This window comes from Arthrobacter hankyongi, assembly GCF_022012395.1.
Taxonomy (GTDB): Bacteria; Actinomycetota; Actinomycetes; order Actinomycetales; family Micrococcaceae; genus Crystallibacter; species Crystallibacter hankyongi.
On record NZ_JAKLTQ010000007.1, the window covers coordinates 63,136 to 79,726 of the forward strand.

The window sequence follows — 16,591 nt, forward strand, 5'->3', positions numbered from 1 at the left end:
CTGCCTTTCGTAGGGGCTCAGTTGCACCACAGGTTGACTGCGTTGTTGTAGATGTCGATGATTTCCCGGTACTTGGCCAGTTCGACCCATTCGTCCGCCCAGCTGTATGGCGGGGTGCCGGGCCCGATGTTCACCGCGGGGATGCCGAACTGCTTCAGCGGGACCATGTCGGTCCAGAACTGGATGCCGCGGTACACCGGTTCGGCACCGGCACGGGACACCGCCTCGGCGGCCGCCACCGAGATCGGGGAGGTCCTGTCGATCTCGTAGGGCAGCCGCGGGCCGCTGAGCCAGTGGTCGCTGAACTCCACGGTGGCCTCGATCCGCGGATCTTCGGCCTTCAGGTCCCCGATCATCTGCTCCACCTGGAGCCTGACGTCGTACGGGTCCTGCGAGGGCAGCAGGCGGATGTCGCAGGTCATTTCGCAGCGGTCCGGGACCTGGTTGTGCTTGGTCCCGCCGCGGATGGTGCCGATGTTCAGGTTCGGCCCGCCGGGAAGTTCCGGGTGCGGGGTGTAGGGCATCATGCCTTCGAGCCGGCGCATGCCGGCCAGGATCGGCTCCATGGTCTCGATCGCATTCAGTCCCAGCTGCTTTGCGGAGGTATGGGCCTGGACGCCGTAGGTGGTGATCTTCAGGTACGCGGCACCGCGGTGCACCGTCCCGATGGTGTTGTCGGTCGGCTCGCCGCAGATCGCACCGTCGGCGGTGAAGCCGGCTTCCAGCAGGGAGCGGGTGCCGACCCCGCCTTCGAAGTGGCACGAAACCCCCTGGAAGACGACGTCGCCCTTGGGCCGCGAGCCGGAGAGGGCGATGCGCCGCAGCACGGCCAGCGACGCCGTGGTGGCGGCCTTCATGTCGGCGATCCCGGCCCCGTAGACCTTGCCGTCCTCGACGACGGGGCCGAACGGGTCCCTGGTCCAGTCCGGCGACACCTCGTAGGTGTCCAGGTGGCCGTTGAGCAGCAGCGACCTGCCGCCGCCGGTGCCGCGGAGCCGCCCGCCGACGCTGTGCCGGCCGGGCATGGATTCGACCAGTTCGACGTCGTCGACGCCCCAGCTGTGCAGCTGGCCGGCGATGAATTCCGCGAGCTCCTTTTCCCGGCCCCAGGTCGAATCGATGGACAAGGTCTTCAGCAGCAGATCAAGTTCCGGGTCGGTCATGCCGGCTCCATCCCTTTCGGTGTTGTGGGCAGTTCGGGAATAGAACGACTATGCAGTCTGCGGATAACCATGTAAAACAGATGTAATCGATGAAGGGTTTCTAAAAAATCTATGTCTAGCGTGACCCTCCGGCAGCTCGAGTACCTGGTTGCGGCGGCGGAGACCGGCAGCGTGACGGCCGCCGCCGGCCGGCTGTATCTGTCCCAGTCGGCCGTCTCCACCGCGCTGGCGGACCTGGAAGAGGCCGTGGGCGTGCAGGTCTTCATCCGGCATGCGCGCGGGCTGTCCCTGACCGGCGTGGGGCAGCAGGTGCTGGCCGACGCGCGCCGCCTGCTGGCCGGCGTGGACGATCTGAAGAACTCCGCCCGGGAAGCCAGCGAATCGCTTTCGGGGCGCCTGGTGGTGGGCTGCTACAGCACGCTCGCCCCGATCCTGCTGCCGCGCATTATTGCCAGCTTCACCGAGCATCATCCCGGGGTGGACCTGAGCTTCGTGGAGGGCTCGCACCTGACGCTGGAGGAGCAGCTGCGCAACGGCTCGCTCGACCTGGCCCTGCTCTATGACTACGACTTCGACCGCCGCGGCTTCCCGCGCGACCTGAGCTCGCACGTGCTGGCCGCCACCCCGCCGTATGTCGTGCTTCCCGAACACCACAAATTCGCCGACAACGGCGCCCTCTCGCTGCAGCAGCTGGCGCCCGAGCCGCTGATCCTGTTCGACCTGCCGCCCGGCGGGGACTACTTCCTCTCCTTCTTCGCCGCCGAGGACCTCGAACCGAACATCAGGTTCCGGACCACCAGCTTCGAAATGGTGCGCGCCCTGGTCGCCCGGGAACTGGGGTATTCGATCCTGAGCCAGCGCACCAACATCAACATGAGCTACGAGGGCCGCGGGTTCGTCACGAAACAGCTCAGCGGCGCGCCGCGCGGCCTGAACGTGTGCGCGGTGCACCTGTCCGGGGTGCGCCTGACCCGCCGGGCGACGGCGTTCATCGACGAATGCCGGGGCGCCCTCACTTAACCGATCGGGGCAGGCCCTTCGTGCCGCGGGCGCGCCACGCAGGGACCCTGCTGCCCCGCGCTTATTCACCCCGCCCGTTTCCAGACTGTTTCCCGGCGGTTTCAAGCCATCTGTTTTTTCGATGGATAAGGGCGAAAACTTCTGTTGGACACATACCACCGCCGCTTCCAATACTTGGTGCAAGCAACCGCACAAGTGGAAGGGAGCGGCCAGATGTCCATGTCAACCAAGGATGCGGCCACCAACGCCCGGGCCGCCGGGGCACCCCGGGATGAATTCATAGCCGCCATGGGACGGGTTGCCACCGGCGTCACCGTGGTGTCGACCGGCGGGCCGGCCGGGCGGTTCGCGCAGACCGTCAGCGCCATGTGCTCGGTCTCGGCGGATCCGCGGCTGGTGCTGGTGTGCATCAATGCGCGCAGCCCGATCAACGCCGCGATCCGCGAGCACGGCGTCTTCAACGTCAATGTCCTGGGCAAGCAGCACGACCACGTGGCCGACACCTTCGCCGGCCGGCCGTGGCCGGGCAAGGAACGCTGGGACTTTTCCTGCGGCGAATGGGTCGATGCGCCGTCGGGCTCGCCGCGGATCCGCGACGCCGTCGCCAGTTTCGACTGCACGGTCCACGAAACCGTCGAGGCCGGCACGCACCTGGTCTACATCGGCCGGGTCACCTCCGTCGACTCGCACGAGGCCGAACCGCTGATCTACAGCGCCCAGACCTACGCCAAGCCCGAGCCCATCGAACCCTCGGTCTTCCCCGACTACCCGGGCTCCGGCCCCACCTACCGCCAGCAGAAGAAGGAGGATTCCCAGTGATCCGCACAGGAGACGAATACCGCGAGTCGATCCGCGACGGCCGACAGATCTGGATCGACGGCGAGAAGGTCACCGACGTGACCACCCACCCGATGTTCAAGCCCGTGGTGGACGTCCGGGCCAGGATCTACGACCTGGCCCACGAAGAGCACTCCCGCCAGGTCATGACCTATGCGGACGACCAGACCGGCGAACCCAACGCGATCGCCAACCGGCTGCCGAAGACCCAGCAGGACTGGCTGGACAAGCGCGCCGCCGTGGAACTGGTCCAACGCGAAGCCGGCGGCGTGGTCACCCGGGTCGGCGACGAGACCATCGGCGAGATGTGGTCGCTCTACGACGGCCAGGACGTGCTCAACGAGGTGGACCCGCGCTTCTCGGAGAACATCCGCCGGCACATCGCCCGCACCATCAAGGGCGATCCGTTCCACATTTCCGCCAACACCGATCCCAAGGGCGACCGTTCCAAGGCCCCGCAGGACCAGGACCCCGACATGCTGCTGCATGTGGTGAAGGAAACGGACAACGGGATCGTGGTCCGCGGCGCCAAGTACGAAACCGCCGCCGCCTACGCCAACCAGGCCTTCACCAAGCCCACCATCGCCAACTGGGGCAACGACAAGCTCTCCGACTACGCCGTCGGCTTCGTGGTGGACCTCTCCAGCCCCGGGCTGAAGTTCATTTCGCGCAACGGCTTCGCCGGCCGCGCCCCGGCCGCCGACTACCCGCTGGCCAACCGGGTGGACGAAGTCGAATCCCTGGTGGTCTTCGACAATGTCGAGATCCCGTGGGAGGACGTGCTGTTCTACCGCCACACCAGGGCCGCCGCGTTCATCCGCTCCACCCTGCACCGCTACAGCGCGTTCCCGTTTGTCCAGCGCACCCTGCACCTGGCGGATCTGATGATCGGCTCCGCGCTGTGGAACGTGAAGCAGACGGGTCTGGAAAAGCAGCAGGCGGTGCAGGAGAAGCTCGCCCAGCTGGCCTGCTACCGCGAAGGCATCAACGCGCACCTGACCGCCGCGGTCGCCAACGCCGAGACCAGCCCGGGCGGCCTGCTGATGCCCAACCAGTCCCTGCTCTACACCGGCCGGGTCTTCGCCCTGTCCCAGCTGCCGGCCATGATGCACGTGGCCCGGGAGCTGTGCGGCGGCCAGATCTGCATCACCCCGGATGCGGCCACCTTCAGCGACCCGGAAGTCTCGCCCTGGCTGGAGAAGTTCTACACCATCAACGAGAACTGGGTGGCCGAGGACCGCCGCCGGCTGCTGGCCTTCGCCCGCGACCTGCTCAACAGCGACTACGCCGGGCACCGGCTGACCTTCCAGCTGTTCGCCCAGTCCCCGCCGTTCGCCCAGCTCGGCGCCGTCTACCGCAACTTCGACTGGAACGGGCCGCTGGACCTGGTCAAGGCCGCCGCCAACCTCTCCGAGAAGGTGGACGGATCGCGCGCATGAGCACCCATACCCGGCTCCGCAAATTCAACACCAGGGACACCTATCCCGAGCAGCAGCTGGACAACGACCTGTGCCAGGCCGTGGTGGCCAACGGCGTGGTCTACCTGCGCGGCCAGATCGGCCAGGACCTCGAGACCCGCGAATCCGTCGGCATCGGCGACGTCGAGGCCCAGGCCGAAAAGGCCATGGCCAACATCGACCTGCTGCTCAAGGAGGCCGGCAGCAGCCTCGAGGACATCGTCAAGGTGACCGTCTACATCATCGACCCCCGCTACCGGGAGCCGGTGTACCGGACCATGGGCCGCTGGCTCAAGGGCGTCTACCCGGTCTCCACCGGGATCGTGGTCGACGCGCTGGCCCGGCCCGAGTGGCTGGTCGAAATCGACGCGACCGCCGTGATCAGCAAGAACTGAACAACCTCGAAGAACCAGATTTCAGGAGATCCTATGACTTTCTCACTTGTAGCCAGGGATGCCGCCACCGGCGCGTTCGGCATGGTTGTCACCTCGTCCAGCCCCTCCGTGGCGGCGCGCTGCGTCCACCTGCGGCCGGGGACCGGGGCGGTGGCCTCGCAGAACATCACCGATCCCGGCCTCGGCGCGAAGCTGTTGGATCTGCTGGAGTCCGGTTCGCCGGCCGAGGAGGCGATGGCCAAGCTGCTGGCCCGGGAGCCGGAGACCGAGTACCGCCAGCTCACCGCCGTCGGGCGCGACGGACGCACCGCCGCCTTCAGCGGCGCCCGGACGCTGGGCACGCACCGTACGGTGGAGCTCGACGGCGCGGTCGCGGCGGGCAACCTGCTCGCCTCGCCCGGCGTCGTCGACGCCATCGCCGAGGCGTATGCCTCGGCCGGCGGCGAGTTCGAGGACCGGCTGCTGGCCGGCCTGCTGGCAGGCCGCGACGCCGGCGGCGAGGAAGGCCCGGAGCACTCGGCCGGCCTCGTCGTCGTCGAAGATGTGCCGTGGGCGGTCACGGACCTGCGTGTGGACTGGGCAGAGGAGGACCCGATCGGCCAGCTTTCCGGGATCTGGGAGCTGTGGCGTCCGCAGAAGCGCGACTACAAGCTGCGCGCGGTCCAGCCCTCCCTCGCCCCGAGCTACGGGGTGCCGGGGGACCTGTGAAAAGCCTCAAGGACGCGGCCGCCGGCCGCATCGACACCCTGTCCGGCCGCATCCTGGCACTCTCCCACCGGATCCACGCCAACCCGGAACCGGGCTGGCAGGAGCACCAGGCCGCCGGCTGGATCAGCGGCGAACTGGCCGGGTTCGGCTACGAGGTGACCCGGGAACTCTGCGGATTCCCGACGGCGTTTGCCGCCGGCGTGGGCCGCGGGCCGCTGCGGCTGGCGATCTGCGCCGAGTATGACGCGCTGCCCGGGCTCGGCCACGCCTGCGGACACAACATCATCGCCGCGGCGGCCGTGGGTGCCGCCGCGGCGCTGGCCCCGATCGCCGATGCGCTGGACGCCCGGATCACCGTGTTCGGCACCCCGGCCGAAGAGGGCGGCGGCGGCAAGATCGAACTGCTCGAACGCGGCGCCTTCGACGGCCAGCATGCGGCCATGATGGTCCACCCCGGACCGCTGGACGTGGCCCGGGCCGAACCGTTCGCCGTCTCGCACAGCAGGATCCGCTACCGCGGCCAGGCCGCCCACGCCGCGGCCTACCCGGAACGCGGCGTCAACGCCGCCGATGCCTTCACCGTGGCCCAGGTGGCGATCGGCCTGCTGCGCCAGCAGTTGGCCAGCGGGACCAGGGTCCACGGCGTGCTGACCAACGGCGGCGAGGCGCCGAACGCGATACCCGAGGTGACCGAGGGCCGCTGGTACGTCCGGGCCGGCTCGCTGGCGGAACTGGACCGCCTCGAGGAGCGCGTGCGGCACTGCTTCGAGGCCGGGGCGCTGGCCACCGGCTGCGACCTGGACATCGAGGCCGAAAGCAAGCCGTACTCCGAATTCCGCACCGACGAGGACCTGCTGGCACTCTACGTGGACAATGCCGTGCGGCTGGGCCGCCGCTTCGCCGACGACGGGCCGGACATGCGGATGAACCGCGCCTCCACCGACATGGGGAACATCTCGCTGGTGCTGCCGGCCATCCACCCCTACATCGGCATCGATTCGCTGCCGGCGGTCAACCACCAGAAGGAGTTCGCCGCCCACTGCGTATCCGGCGCGGCGGACCGTGCGGTGCTGGATGCGGCCAAGGCCATGGCCTTCACCTGCATCGACGCCGCGTCGGACGCGGGCCTGCGCGGGCGCCTGATGTCCGCGGGCCTGGAACGGGACAGCGGCAGCACCTCCGACGACGAAAGGCAGGCCCTCGGTGTCCGCTGAGCCAGGATCCGCAACCAGGACAGAGCACGACCTGCTCGGCGAGCTGCAGGTGCCGGCCGCCGCCTACTACGGCGTGCACACGGCCCGGGCCCGGGAAAACTTCCGGATGACGGGCGTGCCGATCGGCCTGCACACGGACCTGGTCTGGGCACTGGGCTGCGTGAAGGAGGCCGCCGCCGCGGCCAACCGCGAGCTCGGGCAGCTGGACCAGCGCCGCGCCGAGGCCATCATGGCGGCCTGCCGGGAGGTGCAGGCCGGGCGGCTCAGTGCCGAATTCGTCGTCGACGTCCTGCAGGGCGGCGCAGGCACCTCCACCAACATGAATGCCAACGAGGTGATCGCCAACCGGGCGCTGGAACTGCTCGGCTACGCCAAGGGCGACTACGCCCGGCTGCACCCGATCGAGCATGTGAACCTCGGCCAGAGCACCAACGATGTCTACCCCACCGCGCTGCGGCTCGGGCTGCACCGCGCCGCCGGCTCCCTGCTGACCGCCATGGCCGGGCTGCGGACGGCGATGGAACGCAAGTCGGTGCAGTTCCGGGACTACCTGAAGATGGGCCGGACCCAGCTCCAGGACGCCGTCCCGATGACCCTGGGCCAGGAGTTCGGCACCTTCGCCGTTATGCTCGCCGAAGACGAACTGCGCCTGGCCGAGGCACTGGGACTGATCCGGGAGGTGAACCTGGGCGGGACGGCGATCGGCACCGGGCTCAACGCCCACGCGGATTATGCGGCGGCGGCGTGCGGCCACCTGGCCCGGATCTCGGGCGTGCCCGTGGTGCCGGCCGGAAACCTGATCGAGGCCACCCAGGACGTGGGCGCCCTGGTCCAGTTCTCCAGTGTCCTGAAGCGGATCGCGGTCAAGCTCTCGAAGGTGGCCAACGACCTGCGCCTGCTCTCCTCCGGCCCGCGCGCGGGACTGGGCGAGATCGTGCTGCCGGCCGTGCAGGCCGGCTCGTCCATCATGCCGGGCAAGGTGAACCCGGTCATCCCCGAGGTGGTCAACCAGGTGGCCTTCTCCGTCATCGGCAAGGACCTGACCGTGACCATGGCCGCCGAAGCCGGGCAGCTGCAGCTCAATGCGTTCGAGCCGGTCATGGCCCGGGCGCTGTTCGAAAGCCTCGGCGAGCTCACGGCCGCGTGCACGGTACTGGCCGAGCGCTGCGTCGAGGGCATCACCGCCGACCGGGACGGCCTGCGGGCCGGGGTGGAGAATTCCATCGGGCTGGTCACCGCGCTGGTGCCGTACATCGGCTACCACAGCGCCACCGAGGTCGCCCGGCACGCGATGCGCACCGGAGCCGGGGTGATCGACGTCGTCCGCGCCCGGGCGCTGATGGACGACGCCGTGCTGGAGGCCGTGCTCGGCGCCCCGGAACTGCTGACCACCCCGGGGCTGCGGCTGGCCGCCGGCGGCCCGCTGCCGCTGACCTGATCCGGCAGCGGGAGGTTTCCAGGGTCCGTCACTTCGCCGCCGTCCTGGGCATGCCGTTCGACGGCGGCACGGCCCGGCAGGCTACAACACCGCGCCCGTGACCGCCCGCGCGTAGCCCAGCAGGATTTCCCTGGCCTGCTCCGGGGTCAGGCTGTCCGTGCCGGCCAGTACCTGCAGGCCCAGGCCGTCTTCGAGCGCCACAAAGGACCTGGCCAGTTCGTTGTACGTGCCGGCCAGGGAAAAGGCCTCCGTCTTGGCGCCCTGTTCCAGCACCTGCTCATAGAGCGAGACCTCGTCGTGATAGAGGCTGCTCATCAACCGTTCATGCTGCGGCATCCGGGTGGCACTGACGCTCAGTTCGTAGAGCACCCGCGAGAGCACATCCCCACGTCCCTGCGGCACGCCGCTGGCAATGAGCCCGGCCAGAGCGGCCTCCGGCCGGCGCTGCTGCTGCAGGGCATGCAACCGGTTCCAGTAGTATTTCTCGGATGCCTTGCGGTGCGTCGCGGCTACCAGCGCGTCCAGATCCGGGTAGTAGTAGCTGACCAGCCGCTCCGAGACCCCGGCCTCGGCGGCAATGTCCTTGATCCGCAGGTTAGGCAGCCCGTTGCGCGCAATGGTAGCCACCGTGGCATCCACAATGCCGTCCATCCGCTTGTCCCGGTCCCGCGCCATTGAGGCCCTTCCTGTTATGTCGGCTGGCCGCAAACCGGTCCGGCGCGACCTCACGATTATTTCAATATATAGCTTCGGTAATTCAGGGGCCGGAACCCCTCGCCTTCGTGAAGCAGCTCACATATTCTTGCGGTGAACCGCAAAGAATAGGAGTCCACCATGCCGAACCACACTCTGGAAGACTGGCAGGCCCGGGCCGAGCGGCTCGATATTCCGCACCGGGCCTTCATCGATGGCCAGCATGCCGATGCACTGTCGGGTGCCACTTTTCCCAGCATCAATCCTGCCAATGGCAAGGCGCTGGCGGACGTGGCCTCCTGCAACGGAGCCGACGTGGACCGTGCCGTGGCTGCCGCCCGCGCATCCTTCGCCGACCGCCGCTGGGCCGGGCAGCCACTGGCGGCACGCAAACGGGTCATGACAGGCATCGCCGAAGGACTGCGGAAGAACGCCGAGGAGCTTGCCCTGCTGGATTCGCTGGACATGGGCAAGCGGGTGACGGACGCTTACGAGCTGGACGTGCCCTTCTCCGCCTCGCTGTTCGACTTTTACGGCGAAGCCATCGACAAGGTCAACGGGGAAGTAGTGGCGATGGACGAGGGCGTCCAAGCCACCGTCGCCAAGGAGCCCTTGGGCGTGGTCGGCGCCGTCGTGCCGTGGAATTACCCGGTGGACATGGCTGCCTGGAAGCTCGCCCCGGCCATTGCAGCAGGCAACAGCGTCGTGCTGAAACCGGCCGAGCAGTCTCCGCTCTCGGCCATCAGGCTGGCGGAGATCTTCGCCGAGGCCGGGCTGCCGGACGGCGTCGTAAATGTCGTGCCGGGGTTCGGGGAAAGCGCGGGACAGGCCATCGGCAGGCATCCGGATATCGACACCCTGGTCTTCACCGGCTCCACCGGCGTCGGCAAGCTGTTCCAGCGCTACGCCGGCGAATCGAACATGAAACAGGTATGGCTCGAATGCGGCGGCAAGAGCGCCAACCTGGTCTTCGCCGACGTCGAGGACCTGGAAAAGGCTGCCGAATCCGCCGCGTTCGACGTGTTCTTCAACCAAGGCGAAGTCTGCTCGTCCCATTCCCGGGTCCTGGTCCAAAGCGAGGTCCACGCCGAATTCGTGGCGCACCTGGGCCGCATCGCCGCCCGCTACTACCCGGGCGACCCGCTGGACCCGGCCTCCGGCATGGGTGCCCTGGTCACGGCGGCACACACGGACCGGGTGGAGGGCTTCATCTCTCGTGCGGCACGCGAGTTCGACCTCGTCACCGGCGGCCGCAGGCTCACCATCAGCGGCAGCGACTGCTACCTCGAACCGACCGTGATCGACAACGTCCATCCGGACTCGGAACTGGGCCAGCACGAAGTGTTCGGTCCGGTGCTGGCCGTGATCCCGTTCGACACCGAGGAGGAAGCGGTCCGGATCGCCAATGCCACCCCATTCGGTCTGGCGGCCTCGCTCTGGACCTCCAGCATCTCCCGGGCGCACCGCGTTTCCCGCCGGCTCGTGGCCGGCACGGTATCCATCAACACCACCGACGCCTTCGGTGCCCGCACCCCGTTCGGCGGTTTCAAGGCCTCCGGGTACGGGCGGGACCTCTCGCTCCATGCCTTGGACAAGTACCAGGGGCTCAAGACCACTTGGACCGCCTACTAGGCCGCCCCTGGCACAGCTTCAAGAAAGGCAGATCAGAAATGTCACGGCACTCCTTAGGGGGCCCGCATCGAGAGGCGGCTAGCCATGCACCCGGTGGAGTTCGAGTGGTACACCGACCTTCCGCCGACCCTGCACACGGTGAACGAATACGTCGACATCGACGACCTGGTCAGGACGGCCCAGATCCTGGCCCTGTCCGCACTGGCGCTCACTGCTGGCTGACCCTGCACTGCACGGCCGTTCCCCGGAAAGGACATCCATGTCATCGATAAATACCCGCTATATGGACGAACAACAGGGCAAGCTGCACCGGACCCTTGGCCGGCTCGACATCGTCCTGCTCACCATTGCCGCGGTAATCTCCATCGAGATCCTCGGCCAGATCTCCTCCTACGGCGGCGAGACCTTCACCTGGCTGGTCGTCCTGACCGTCACCTTCCTGCTCCCCTACGCCCTGCTGTTTGCCGAAACCGGCAGCACGTTTACGGAGGAGGGCGGCTGCTACAACTGGGTCAAGCGGGCCTTCGGCCGCGGCGTGGCCTCGGTTGCCACCGTTTTCTACTGGGTGACGACGCCGGTGTGGATCGGCGGTTCCATGGCGCTGCTGGCCGGGGAGACCTTCAATCATTACCTGCTGCCGCTGGACACCCACGGAATCTCCGGCTACCTCTTCCATCTGGCCTTCATCTGGACCACCGTGCTCACGGCCATTGCCAGCCTGCGCTGGGCCAAGTGGCTGCCGAACTCGGGGGCGTTCTCGAAGGTTGGCCTGCTGGTCCTCTTCGTGGCGACCACCCTTATCTACGGCCTCCAGCACGGGTTCAGCGGCATGGCCGGTTCGGATCTGGCACCGACGCTGACCGGGCTGTTCGGCGTGGCTCCCCTGCTGCTGTTCGGTTTCCTTGGTTTCGAAGCGGCCAACGGGGCGGCCGGCGAAATGAAGAACCCGCAGAAGGATGTGCCCCGGGGCCTGGCCCGTTCCGCCGTCGTCGCCGCCGCCTGCTACCTGCTGCCCATCCTGGCCATCCTGCTGGTGATCCCGAAGGAGAAAATCACCGGCGTTTCGGGTCTGATGGAGGCGGTGGGCGAGGTCTTCGTGGTCTATGGTCCGGCCGCGCCGGTGATGACCACCATCGCGGCGGCGCTGTTCGTCCACGTACTCGTCACCCAGGGGGCGGCATGGATGATCGTCAGCGACCGGGTGCAGGGCATCGCGGCGGCCGACGGCGCATTCTTCGGCGGTTTCTTCGGCAAGTTCCACCGGCAGCTGGGCACCCCGATTCGGATCAACCTGCTCTCCGGCATCCTGGCCAGCATTTTCCTCGTCGCCTCGCTGACGCTGATCGAGGGATCGTCGGCCGCCATTTTCGGGGTGGTGCTGACCATCTCCATCAGCACCTACCTGATCTCCTACCTGGCCATCATCCCGGCAGCAGTCAAGCTGCGGCTGTCGGATGCCGCCAGCCACCGGCCGTTCCGGGTGCCGGGCGGGAACCGTGTCTTCGCCGCCCTGGGGCTGGTCTGCACGCTGTGGGTGGCCCTGGGGTCCTGGGTGGCGGTCTTCCCCGGCACCCTGGAATCGCTAGTCGGCTTGGAGTATCCGTTTATTGAGATCTGGGGCGTGGACCAGCAGGTCTATACCGCCTTCACGCTGGGTACCCTCGGGGTCCTGGCCGCACTGGGCATTGCAGGCTACCTGGCCGGCCGCCGGCTGCGCGACGCGGCGGCCGTGCCCGATGGTGGGGCCCCCGAACGGCAACCCGTGCACGACTGAGGCCGCCTCGGCGCCAGCGGTGCGGCCAGGCCCGGAACCGGCCCTGAAGGAGGACGGTTCCGGGACCCTGCCATCGGCAGTTCCTTCGATTCTGCCGATGGCAGGCTTCGGCGTTTTCGACGGCGGAAGGCATCGCTTTTGGCTCCCACCCCACCTATTCTTGCGGTTAAGCGCAAAAATATCCGGGCCGCAGATGCCCCGGCGATCGTTTGAAAGGCAACTCCATGCAGACCACACAAATCGCGCCCTCCAACCTGGGCGTGACCCACCCGCTCGACATGCTCACCCCGCAGGAGATCAGCGCCGCCCGGCAACTCCTCGTGGAAGCGGGCCTGGTCGGTGCGACGACACGGTTCCCGCGCCTACTCCCGGTCGAGCCGACCAGGGAGCTGCTGGCTGGCTACGTCGACGGCGACGATGACTATGACCGGTCCGTACTCGTCACACTGCTGGACACCGCGACCGGCGAGGCGGCGGAGGCGGTCGTCTCGGTCACCCGCGGCGAAGTGGCGGACTACCGGGTGCTGCCCAACGGGGAGCACCCTTACGGCCAGCCGCAATACTTGTTCGAGGAATACGAGCGGGCACAGCAGATCGCCAAGGCCGATCCGCGCTGGCAGGCGGCCATGCGGCGCCGCGGCATCACTGACACGACGCACACCTACCTCTCGCCGCTGGCCCCCGGTTTCTTCCCGTACGAGGGCGAGACCGGCCGGCGCATGATCCGCTCGCTGACCTTCCACCGCAACTTCGAGGGCGATAACGCCTGGGCCCACCCGGTAGAGGGGCTGATCTGCCACATCGATCTCACCGCCGGTACGGTCACCCGGGTCGAGGACGACTACGCGGAGACGGAGCCGGTGCCGGTCCCGCTCCAGACGCGTCACTACACTCCCGAACACGTCGGTCCGGCCCGGACCTCGCTCAAGCCGCTGGAGATCACCCAGCCGGAGGGACCCTCCTTCAAGGTCGAGGGAACCCACGTGGAGTGGGAGAATTGGAAGCTGCGCGTGGGTTTCAACGCCCAGGACGGCCTGGTGCTGAACCAAGTCAGCTTCCGTGACGGCGACGAGGACCGCCTGGTCCTGCACCGGGCTTCCGTGCCGGAAATGGTGGTTCCGTACGGAGACATCAGCAATACCCGGTTCTGGATCAGCTATTTCGACGCCGGCGAGTATCTGCTGGGCAAGAACGCGAATTCGCTCAAGCTCGGCTGCGACTGTCTGGGCGTGATCAAGTACTTCGATGCCTTTGTGGCCGACGACGACGGCCGGCCCGTGAAGATCCCGAACGCGGTCTGCATGCACGAAGAGGACTACGGGATCCTGTGGAAGCACACCGAATTCGGCGAGGCCCCGCAGGTGCGCCGCTCCCGCCGTCTGGTGCTGTCCTACTTCGCCACCATCGGCAACTACGACTATGGCTTCTTCTGGTACTTCTACCTCGATGGCTCCATCCAGATGGAAGCCAAGGCCACCGGCATCGTCTACACCGGAGCCACGTTCCCCGGCCAGCCAAACCGGCATGCCCCGGAGATCGCCCCGGGCGTCATCGCCCCGGTCCACCAGCACATCTTCTGCGCCCGGCTGGACGTGGCGATCGATGGCGACGCCAACTCGGTCCAGGAGCAGAACGTCCGCGGCATCCCCATGGGACCCGATAACCCCCATGGCAATGCCTTCACCTGGAATCGCACCCCGCTGACCCGCGAACTGGAGGCGGTGCGGGACGCGAACCCGGAAACGGGACGCAGCTGGTTCGTCATCAATCCAAACCGGAAGAACTACGTGGGCGAGCCCACCGGCTACCAGCTGATCCCTATGCCCGGGCCGCGGCTGATGGCGCAGGAAGGCTCCTCGGCCTGGAAGCGTGCACAGTTCGCCACACACCATTTCTGGGCCACCCGGTATGACCCGGCCGAACGGTTCCCGGCCGGCGACTACCCGAACCAGCACGCCGGCGGCGGGATCGGCGAATGGGTCCAGGCCAACCGTTCCTTGGAGAACGAGGACATCGTTCTCTGGCACTCCTTCGGGCCTACACATATCCCGCGTACCGAGGATTGGCCGGTCATGCCGGTGGACTACAGCGGCTTCTGGTTCAAGCCGCACGGGTTCCTCGACGAGAACCCGGCCATGGACCTACCGGACTGGAGCTCGTACCAGGGAGTCCCAGGGACGGATGTCGACGACGCCGGATGCTGCCGGCACTGACCCGCCGTCCGGCCCCGGGTGCCCGCACCCGGGGCCGGCTGAAAGGCTGTAGCGATGGCTCTACACCTCTGGCTCACCGCCGGAATGCTGGTTTTCACCGGCATGGGGCTCTGCTGCGCGGCAGCAGGAGGGCACCGGGATGGTGCGCGGCGCCTGGCTGTTCCGTCCGGGGCGGGCTGGATGGCCCTGATGCTGGCGGCCATGGCCGACATCGCCGGGCAACAGGTCCACCTGCTGCCCGGCGCGGCATGGGCCCTGATCCTGCTGCTGGCTGGCCCGCTGTCTGTGGCGCTCTCCCACCGGGGAGCGATCCCGGTGGTGCACGACCCGTTGAAGGCATCCATGCACCTGCACCGGGGGCTGTCGCTGCTGGTGATGGGAGCCTTGGTATTGCTCATGCACGCCGATCCGGCGGCCCAGGCTGTCCCGGCGGCAGCGCATTCCCACGGCGGCGGACCGGTCCCGCTGCTGCTGGCCGCCGGATTGGGCTCCTACCTGCTGTTTTCGGCCCGACTGTCTCTGCGGCTGTACCGGGTACGGGCGGTGCGCAGGGGCAGCCGGGCACATCTGATCGAAGCACTGTCATCGGTAGCTGCCGCGGCGTGCATGATCGTGATGGCCATGCAGGCACATTAATGATCAACGAGGAGCAGCAGACCGTACGGCCGCAGCTACCTTGCCAGCGTCGTGGAGGCCGGGGACTCCCCCATACCGCCTACAATCGCGTCCTCCGGCCAAGGTTCGTCCGGAGCAGTTGCCGGCCGGCCTGCGCATAGGGCACGGCGATGAGGACGGCTCCGGCCAGTGCCGCGAGCAGGGCGGGAATGCCGAACGCGAACGGGGCCTGGCCGGTGAAGGCCTGGAAGACGCTCACCGCCAGCAGCAGCGCATAGCCGGCGGCCGCGCTCCAGGCGGCCCGCCGCCGTCGCACGTCCGTCCAGTCCAGGCGCTGGACCAGCCAGCCGAGCAGCGGCAGCACCTGGATGGCGTGCAGCGCGACGCCGTGCGGGGACTTCAGGATGCCGGCGGCGCCGAGCACCACCCCGTGGGGACCGAACACGGCCGCCTCGTTGCCGGCGGCGAGGGCGGGTTCGCCGACGGCGATGATCGCCGCGCCGAGGAACTGGCCGGCCACCAGCAGCAGCATGCCGGCCCGGATCGACAGCGTGAGGGCCGGGGTCCCGGGTTTGGCCGAGGTGAAGCTCAGGACGGCCAGGGCGAGGATGACGACGACGATCACCATCACGGTCATGCCCATGGCCGAGAACACCATCGCGTCGAACCGCGTGGCGGTGTTGAAATGCGAGGGCACGCCGCGCCAGGCCTGCATCGCGACCAGCACCTCCTCGACCACGAACGTGGCCGCAAGGGTGCCCAGCAGGGCCCAGGAGGCCCACCGGCGGAGCCGCAGGCGGGACTCGATCAGCGCGAGCGTGACGGCGGTCAGTCCGAGGGACACGCCGAAGGTGACCGGCTTGCGCCAGGAGACCGGACCGTCCCAGGAGGTGTCCGACAACAGGAACACCACGGTATGGAAGGCGGCGGAGACGAACATCAGCAGGCCGACGATGGTCAGGACCCTGGCCGGCGCGGAGAGCTGCTGCCAGCCGCGGTGCAGTGACGAAGTAAGGGGACGCGGGTACGGGGCTGTTTTCAGGTTCGTCGTGGACACGAGGTTCAGGCTAAGCGGGAGCCGGGGCCGGGCGGATCGGGATTTCCCCTGATCAGGCCCCGCTTTGGACCCTGACTGTCCCCCCTGCCGCAGTCCGGTCTCAGACCGCGGCCTTGCCGTAGCGCTGGCGTGCAGCTTCCCCCGAGGTGCCGAGGAACGTCCCGATCGTGGACCACGGCAGCCCCGCAGCCCGGGCCTGGGCAACCGCCCTACTTAGATGCCTCTCCGCTTCGGACCGTTCGATGACGGCATCGCGAAGCGCCAGCACGGCAGCCACGTTCCGCTCATCCATGGACCGAGGCTCATATTCCTCGAATCGCTTCGCCAGTGCGTCGGCGTGCTTCAGTATTTCCTCAACAGAGCGCGGCATCTTCA

General features: G+C 67.9%; 16 protein-coding genes. 12 read left to right on the forward strand and 4 right to left on the reverse strand.

Translation table 11 applies throughout. From position 1 onward, the window contains the following. Window positions 1–17: 17 nt before the first annotated feature. A complete protein-coding gene (locus tag LVY72_RS11350) occupies window positions 18–1,163 on the reverse strand; it encodes a M20 family metallopeptidase (protein WP_237820883.1) in 1,146 nt (381 codons plus the stop codon). Window positions 1,164–1,274: 111 nt separating this feature from the next. On the opposite strand from LVY72_RS11350, the gene LVY72_RS11355 reads away from it, so the two are divergent. The 7 genes from LVY72_RS11355 (at window position 1,275) to LVY72_RS11385 (ending at window position 8,232) form a co-directional block, all read left to right on the forward strand. Beyond that, the gene (locus LVY72_RS11355) at window positions 1,275–2,183 is read left to right on the forward strand and encodes a LysR family transcriptional regulator (RefSeq protein WP_237820885.1); all 909 of its coding nucleotides are present in this window, start codon (window positions 1,275–1,277) and stop codon (window positions 2,181–2,183) included. A gap of 213 nt (window positions 2,184–2,396) precedes the next feature. Then, on the forward strand, window positions 2,397–3,002 hold the full coding sequence (locus tag LVY72_RS11360) for a flavin reductase family protein (RefSeq protein WP_237820887.1): 606 nt from the start codon (window positions 2,397–2,399) through the stop codon (window positions 3,000–3,002). Beyond that, window positions 2,999–4,459, forward strand: coding sequence for a 4-hydroxyphenylacetate 3-hydroxylase family protein (locus LVY72_RS24680; RefSeq protein WP_237820889.1), 1,461 nt, complete (start codon window positions 2,999–3,001; stop codon window positions 4,457–4,459). Before LVY72_RS11360 ends, LVY72_RS24680 begins: the two co-directional genes overlap by 4 nt. Continuing rightward, window positions 4,456–4,872, forward strand: coding sequence for a RidA family protein (locus LVY72_RS11370; protein WP_237820891.1), 417 nt, complete (start codon window positions 4,456–4,458; stop codon window positions 4,870–4,872). Before LVY72_RS24680 ends, LVY72_RS11370 begins: the two co-directional genes overlap by 4 nt. A gap of 33 nt (window positions 4,873–4,905) precedes the next feature. Then, window positions 4,906–5,580, forward strand: a complete 675-nt coding sequence (locus LVY72_RS11375) for a DUF1028 domain-containing protein (protein WP_237820893.1) — start codon at window positions 4,906–4,908, stop codon at window positions 5,578–5,580. Further along, complete coding sequence (locus LVY72_RS11380; protein WP_237820895.1) at window positions 5,577–6,794, forward strand: M20 family metallopeptidase; 1,218 nt, start codon at window positions 5,577–5,579, stop codon at window positions 6,792–6,794. The genes LVY72_RS11375 and LVY72_RS11380 overlap by 4 nt, the downstream gene beginning before the upstream one ends. Further along, a complete protein-coding gene (locus LVY72_RS11385) occupies window positions 6,784–8,232 on the forward strand; it encodes an aspartate ammonia-lyase (protein WP_237820897.1) in 1,449 nt (482 codons plus the stop codon). Before LVY72_RS11380 ends, LVY72_RS11385 begins: the two co-directional genes overlap by 11 nt. Window positions 8,233–8,313: 81 nt before the next feature. Here the strand turns inward: LVY72_RS11385 and LVY72_RS11390 are convergent, their stop codons facing one another. After that, window positions 8,314–8,907 (reverse strand): TetR/AcrR family transcriptional regulator, encoded by a 594-nt coding sequence (locus LVY72_RS11390; RefSeq protein WP_237820899.1) that lies wholly within the window; start codon window positions 8,905–8,907, stop codon window positions 8,314–8,316. A 159-nt stretch (window positions 8,908–9,066) separates the two neighbouring features. Between LVY72_RS11390 and LVY72_RS11395 the strand changes: the two genes are divergently transcribed. From LVY72_RS11395 to LVY72_RS11415, 5 genes are all read left to right on the forward strand, one after another. Next, entirely contained in the window at window positions 9,067–10,557 is a 1,491-nt protein-coding gene (locus LVY72_RS11395) for an aldehyde dehydrogenase (protein WP_237820901.1), read from the forward strand. Between the two features lie 84 nt (window positions 10,558–10,641). Further along, window positions 10,642–10,779, forward strand: a complete 138-nt coding sequence (locus tag LVY72_RS11400; RefSeq protein ID WP_237820903.1) for a hypothetical protein — start codon at window positions 10,642–10,644, stop codon at window positions 10,777–10,779. Window positions 10,780–10,816: 37 nt separating this feature from the next. Next, window positions 10,817–12,331 (forward strand): APC family permease, encoded by a 1,515-nt coding sequence (locus tag LVY72_RS11405; protein ID WP_237820905.1) that lies wholly within the window; start codon window positions 10,817–10,819, stop codon window positions 12,329–12,331. Between the two features lie 224 nt (window positions 12,332–12,555). Further along, window positions 12,556–14,544 carry a primary-amine oxidase gene (locus tag LVY72_RS11410; protein ID WP_237820907.1) on the forward strand — a complete coding sequence of 663 codons (1,989 nt, stop codon included), beginning with the start codon at window positions 12,556–12,558 and terminating at the stop codon, window positions 14,542–14,544. A 54-nt stretch (window positions 14,545–14,598) separates the two neighbouring features. Continuing rightward, window positions 14,599–15,180 (forward strand): hypothetical protein, encoded by a 582-nt coding sequence (locus LVY72_RS11415; RefSeq protein ID WP_237820909.1) that lies wholly within the window; start codon window positions 14,599–14,601, stop codon window positions 15,178–15,180. Between the two features lie 79 nt (window positions 15,181–15,259). Here the strand turns inward: LVY72_RS11415 and LVY72_RS11420 are convergent, their stop codons facing one another. Both LVY72_RS11420 and LVY72_RS11425 read right to left on the reverse strand, forming a co-directional pair. Beyond that, complete coding sequence (locus tag LVY72_RS11420; RefSeq protein ID WP_237820911.1) at window positions 15,260–16,216, reverse strand: hypothetical protein; 957 nt, start codon at window positions 16,214–16,216, stop codon at window positions 15,260–15,262. 100 nt (window positions 16,217–16,316) lie between these two features. After that, on the reverse strand, window positions 16,317–16,508 hold the full coding sequence (locus tag LVY72_RS11425; RefSeq protein WP_237820913.1) for a hypothetical protein: 192 nt from the start codon (window positions 16,506–16,508) through the stop codon (window positions 16,317–16,319). Window positions 16,509–16,591 lie beyond the last annotated feature (83 nt).

Coding starts and splice junctions, on each gene's coding strand:
- LVY72_RS11350 (WP_237820883.1), bottom strand. CDS start 1,163: ATGACCGACCCGGAACTTGATCTGCTGCTGAAGACCTTGTCCATCGAT.
- LVY72_RS11360 (WP_237820887.1), top strand. CDS start 2,397: ATGTCCATGTCAACCAAGGATGCGGCCACCAACGCCCGGGCCGCCGGG.
- LVY72_RS11395 (WP_237820901.1), top strand. CDS start 9,067: ATGCCGAACCACACTCTGGAAGACTGGCAGGCCCGGGCCGAGCGGCTC.
- LVY72_RS11355 (WP_237820885.1), top strand. CDS start 1,275: ATGTCTAGCGTGACCCTCCGGCAGCTCGAGTACCTGGTTGCGGCGGCG.
- LVY72_RS11390 (WP_237820899.1), bottom strand. CDS start 8,907: ATGGCGCGGGACCGGGACAAGCGGATGGACGGCATTGTGGATGCCACG.
- LVY72_RS11400 (WP_237820903.1), top strand. CDS start 10,642: ATGCACCCGGTGGAGTTCGAGTGGTACACCGACCTTCCGCCGACCCTG.
- LVY72_RS11425 (WP_237820913.1), bottom strand. CDS start 16,508: ATGGATGAGCGGAACGTGGCTGCCGTGCTGGCGCTTCGCGATGCCGTC.
- LVY72_RS11375 (WP_237820893.1), top strand. CDS start 4,906: ATGACTTTCTCACTTGTAGCCAGGGATGCCGCCACCGGCGCGTTCGGC.
- LVY72_RS11410 (WP_237820907.1), top strand. CDS start 12,556: ATGCAGACCACACAAATCGCGCCCTCCAACCTGGGCGTGACCCACCCG.
- LVY72_RS11415 (WP_237820909.1), top strand. CDS start 14,599: ATGGCTCTACACCTCTGGCTCACCGCCGGAATGCTGGTTTTCACCGGC.
- LVY72_RS11370 (WP_237820891.1), top strand. CDS start 4,456: ATGAGCACCCATACCCGGCTCCGCAAATTCAACACCAGGGACACCTAT.
- LVY72_RS11405 (WP_237820905.1), top strand. CDS start 10,817: ATGTCATCGATAAATACCCGCTATATGGACGAACAACAGGGCAAGCTG.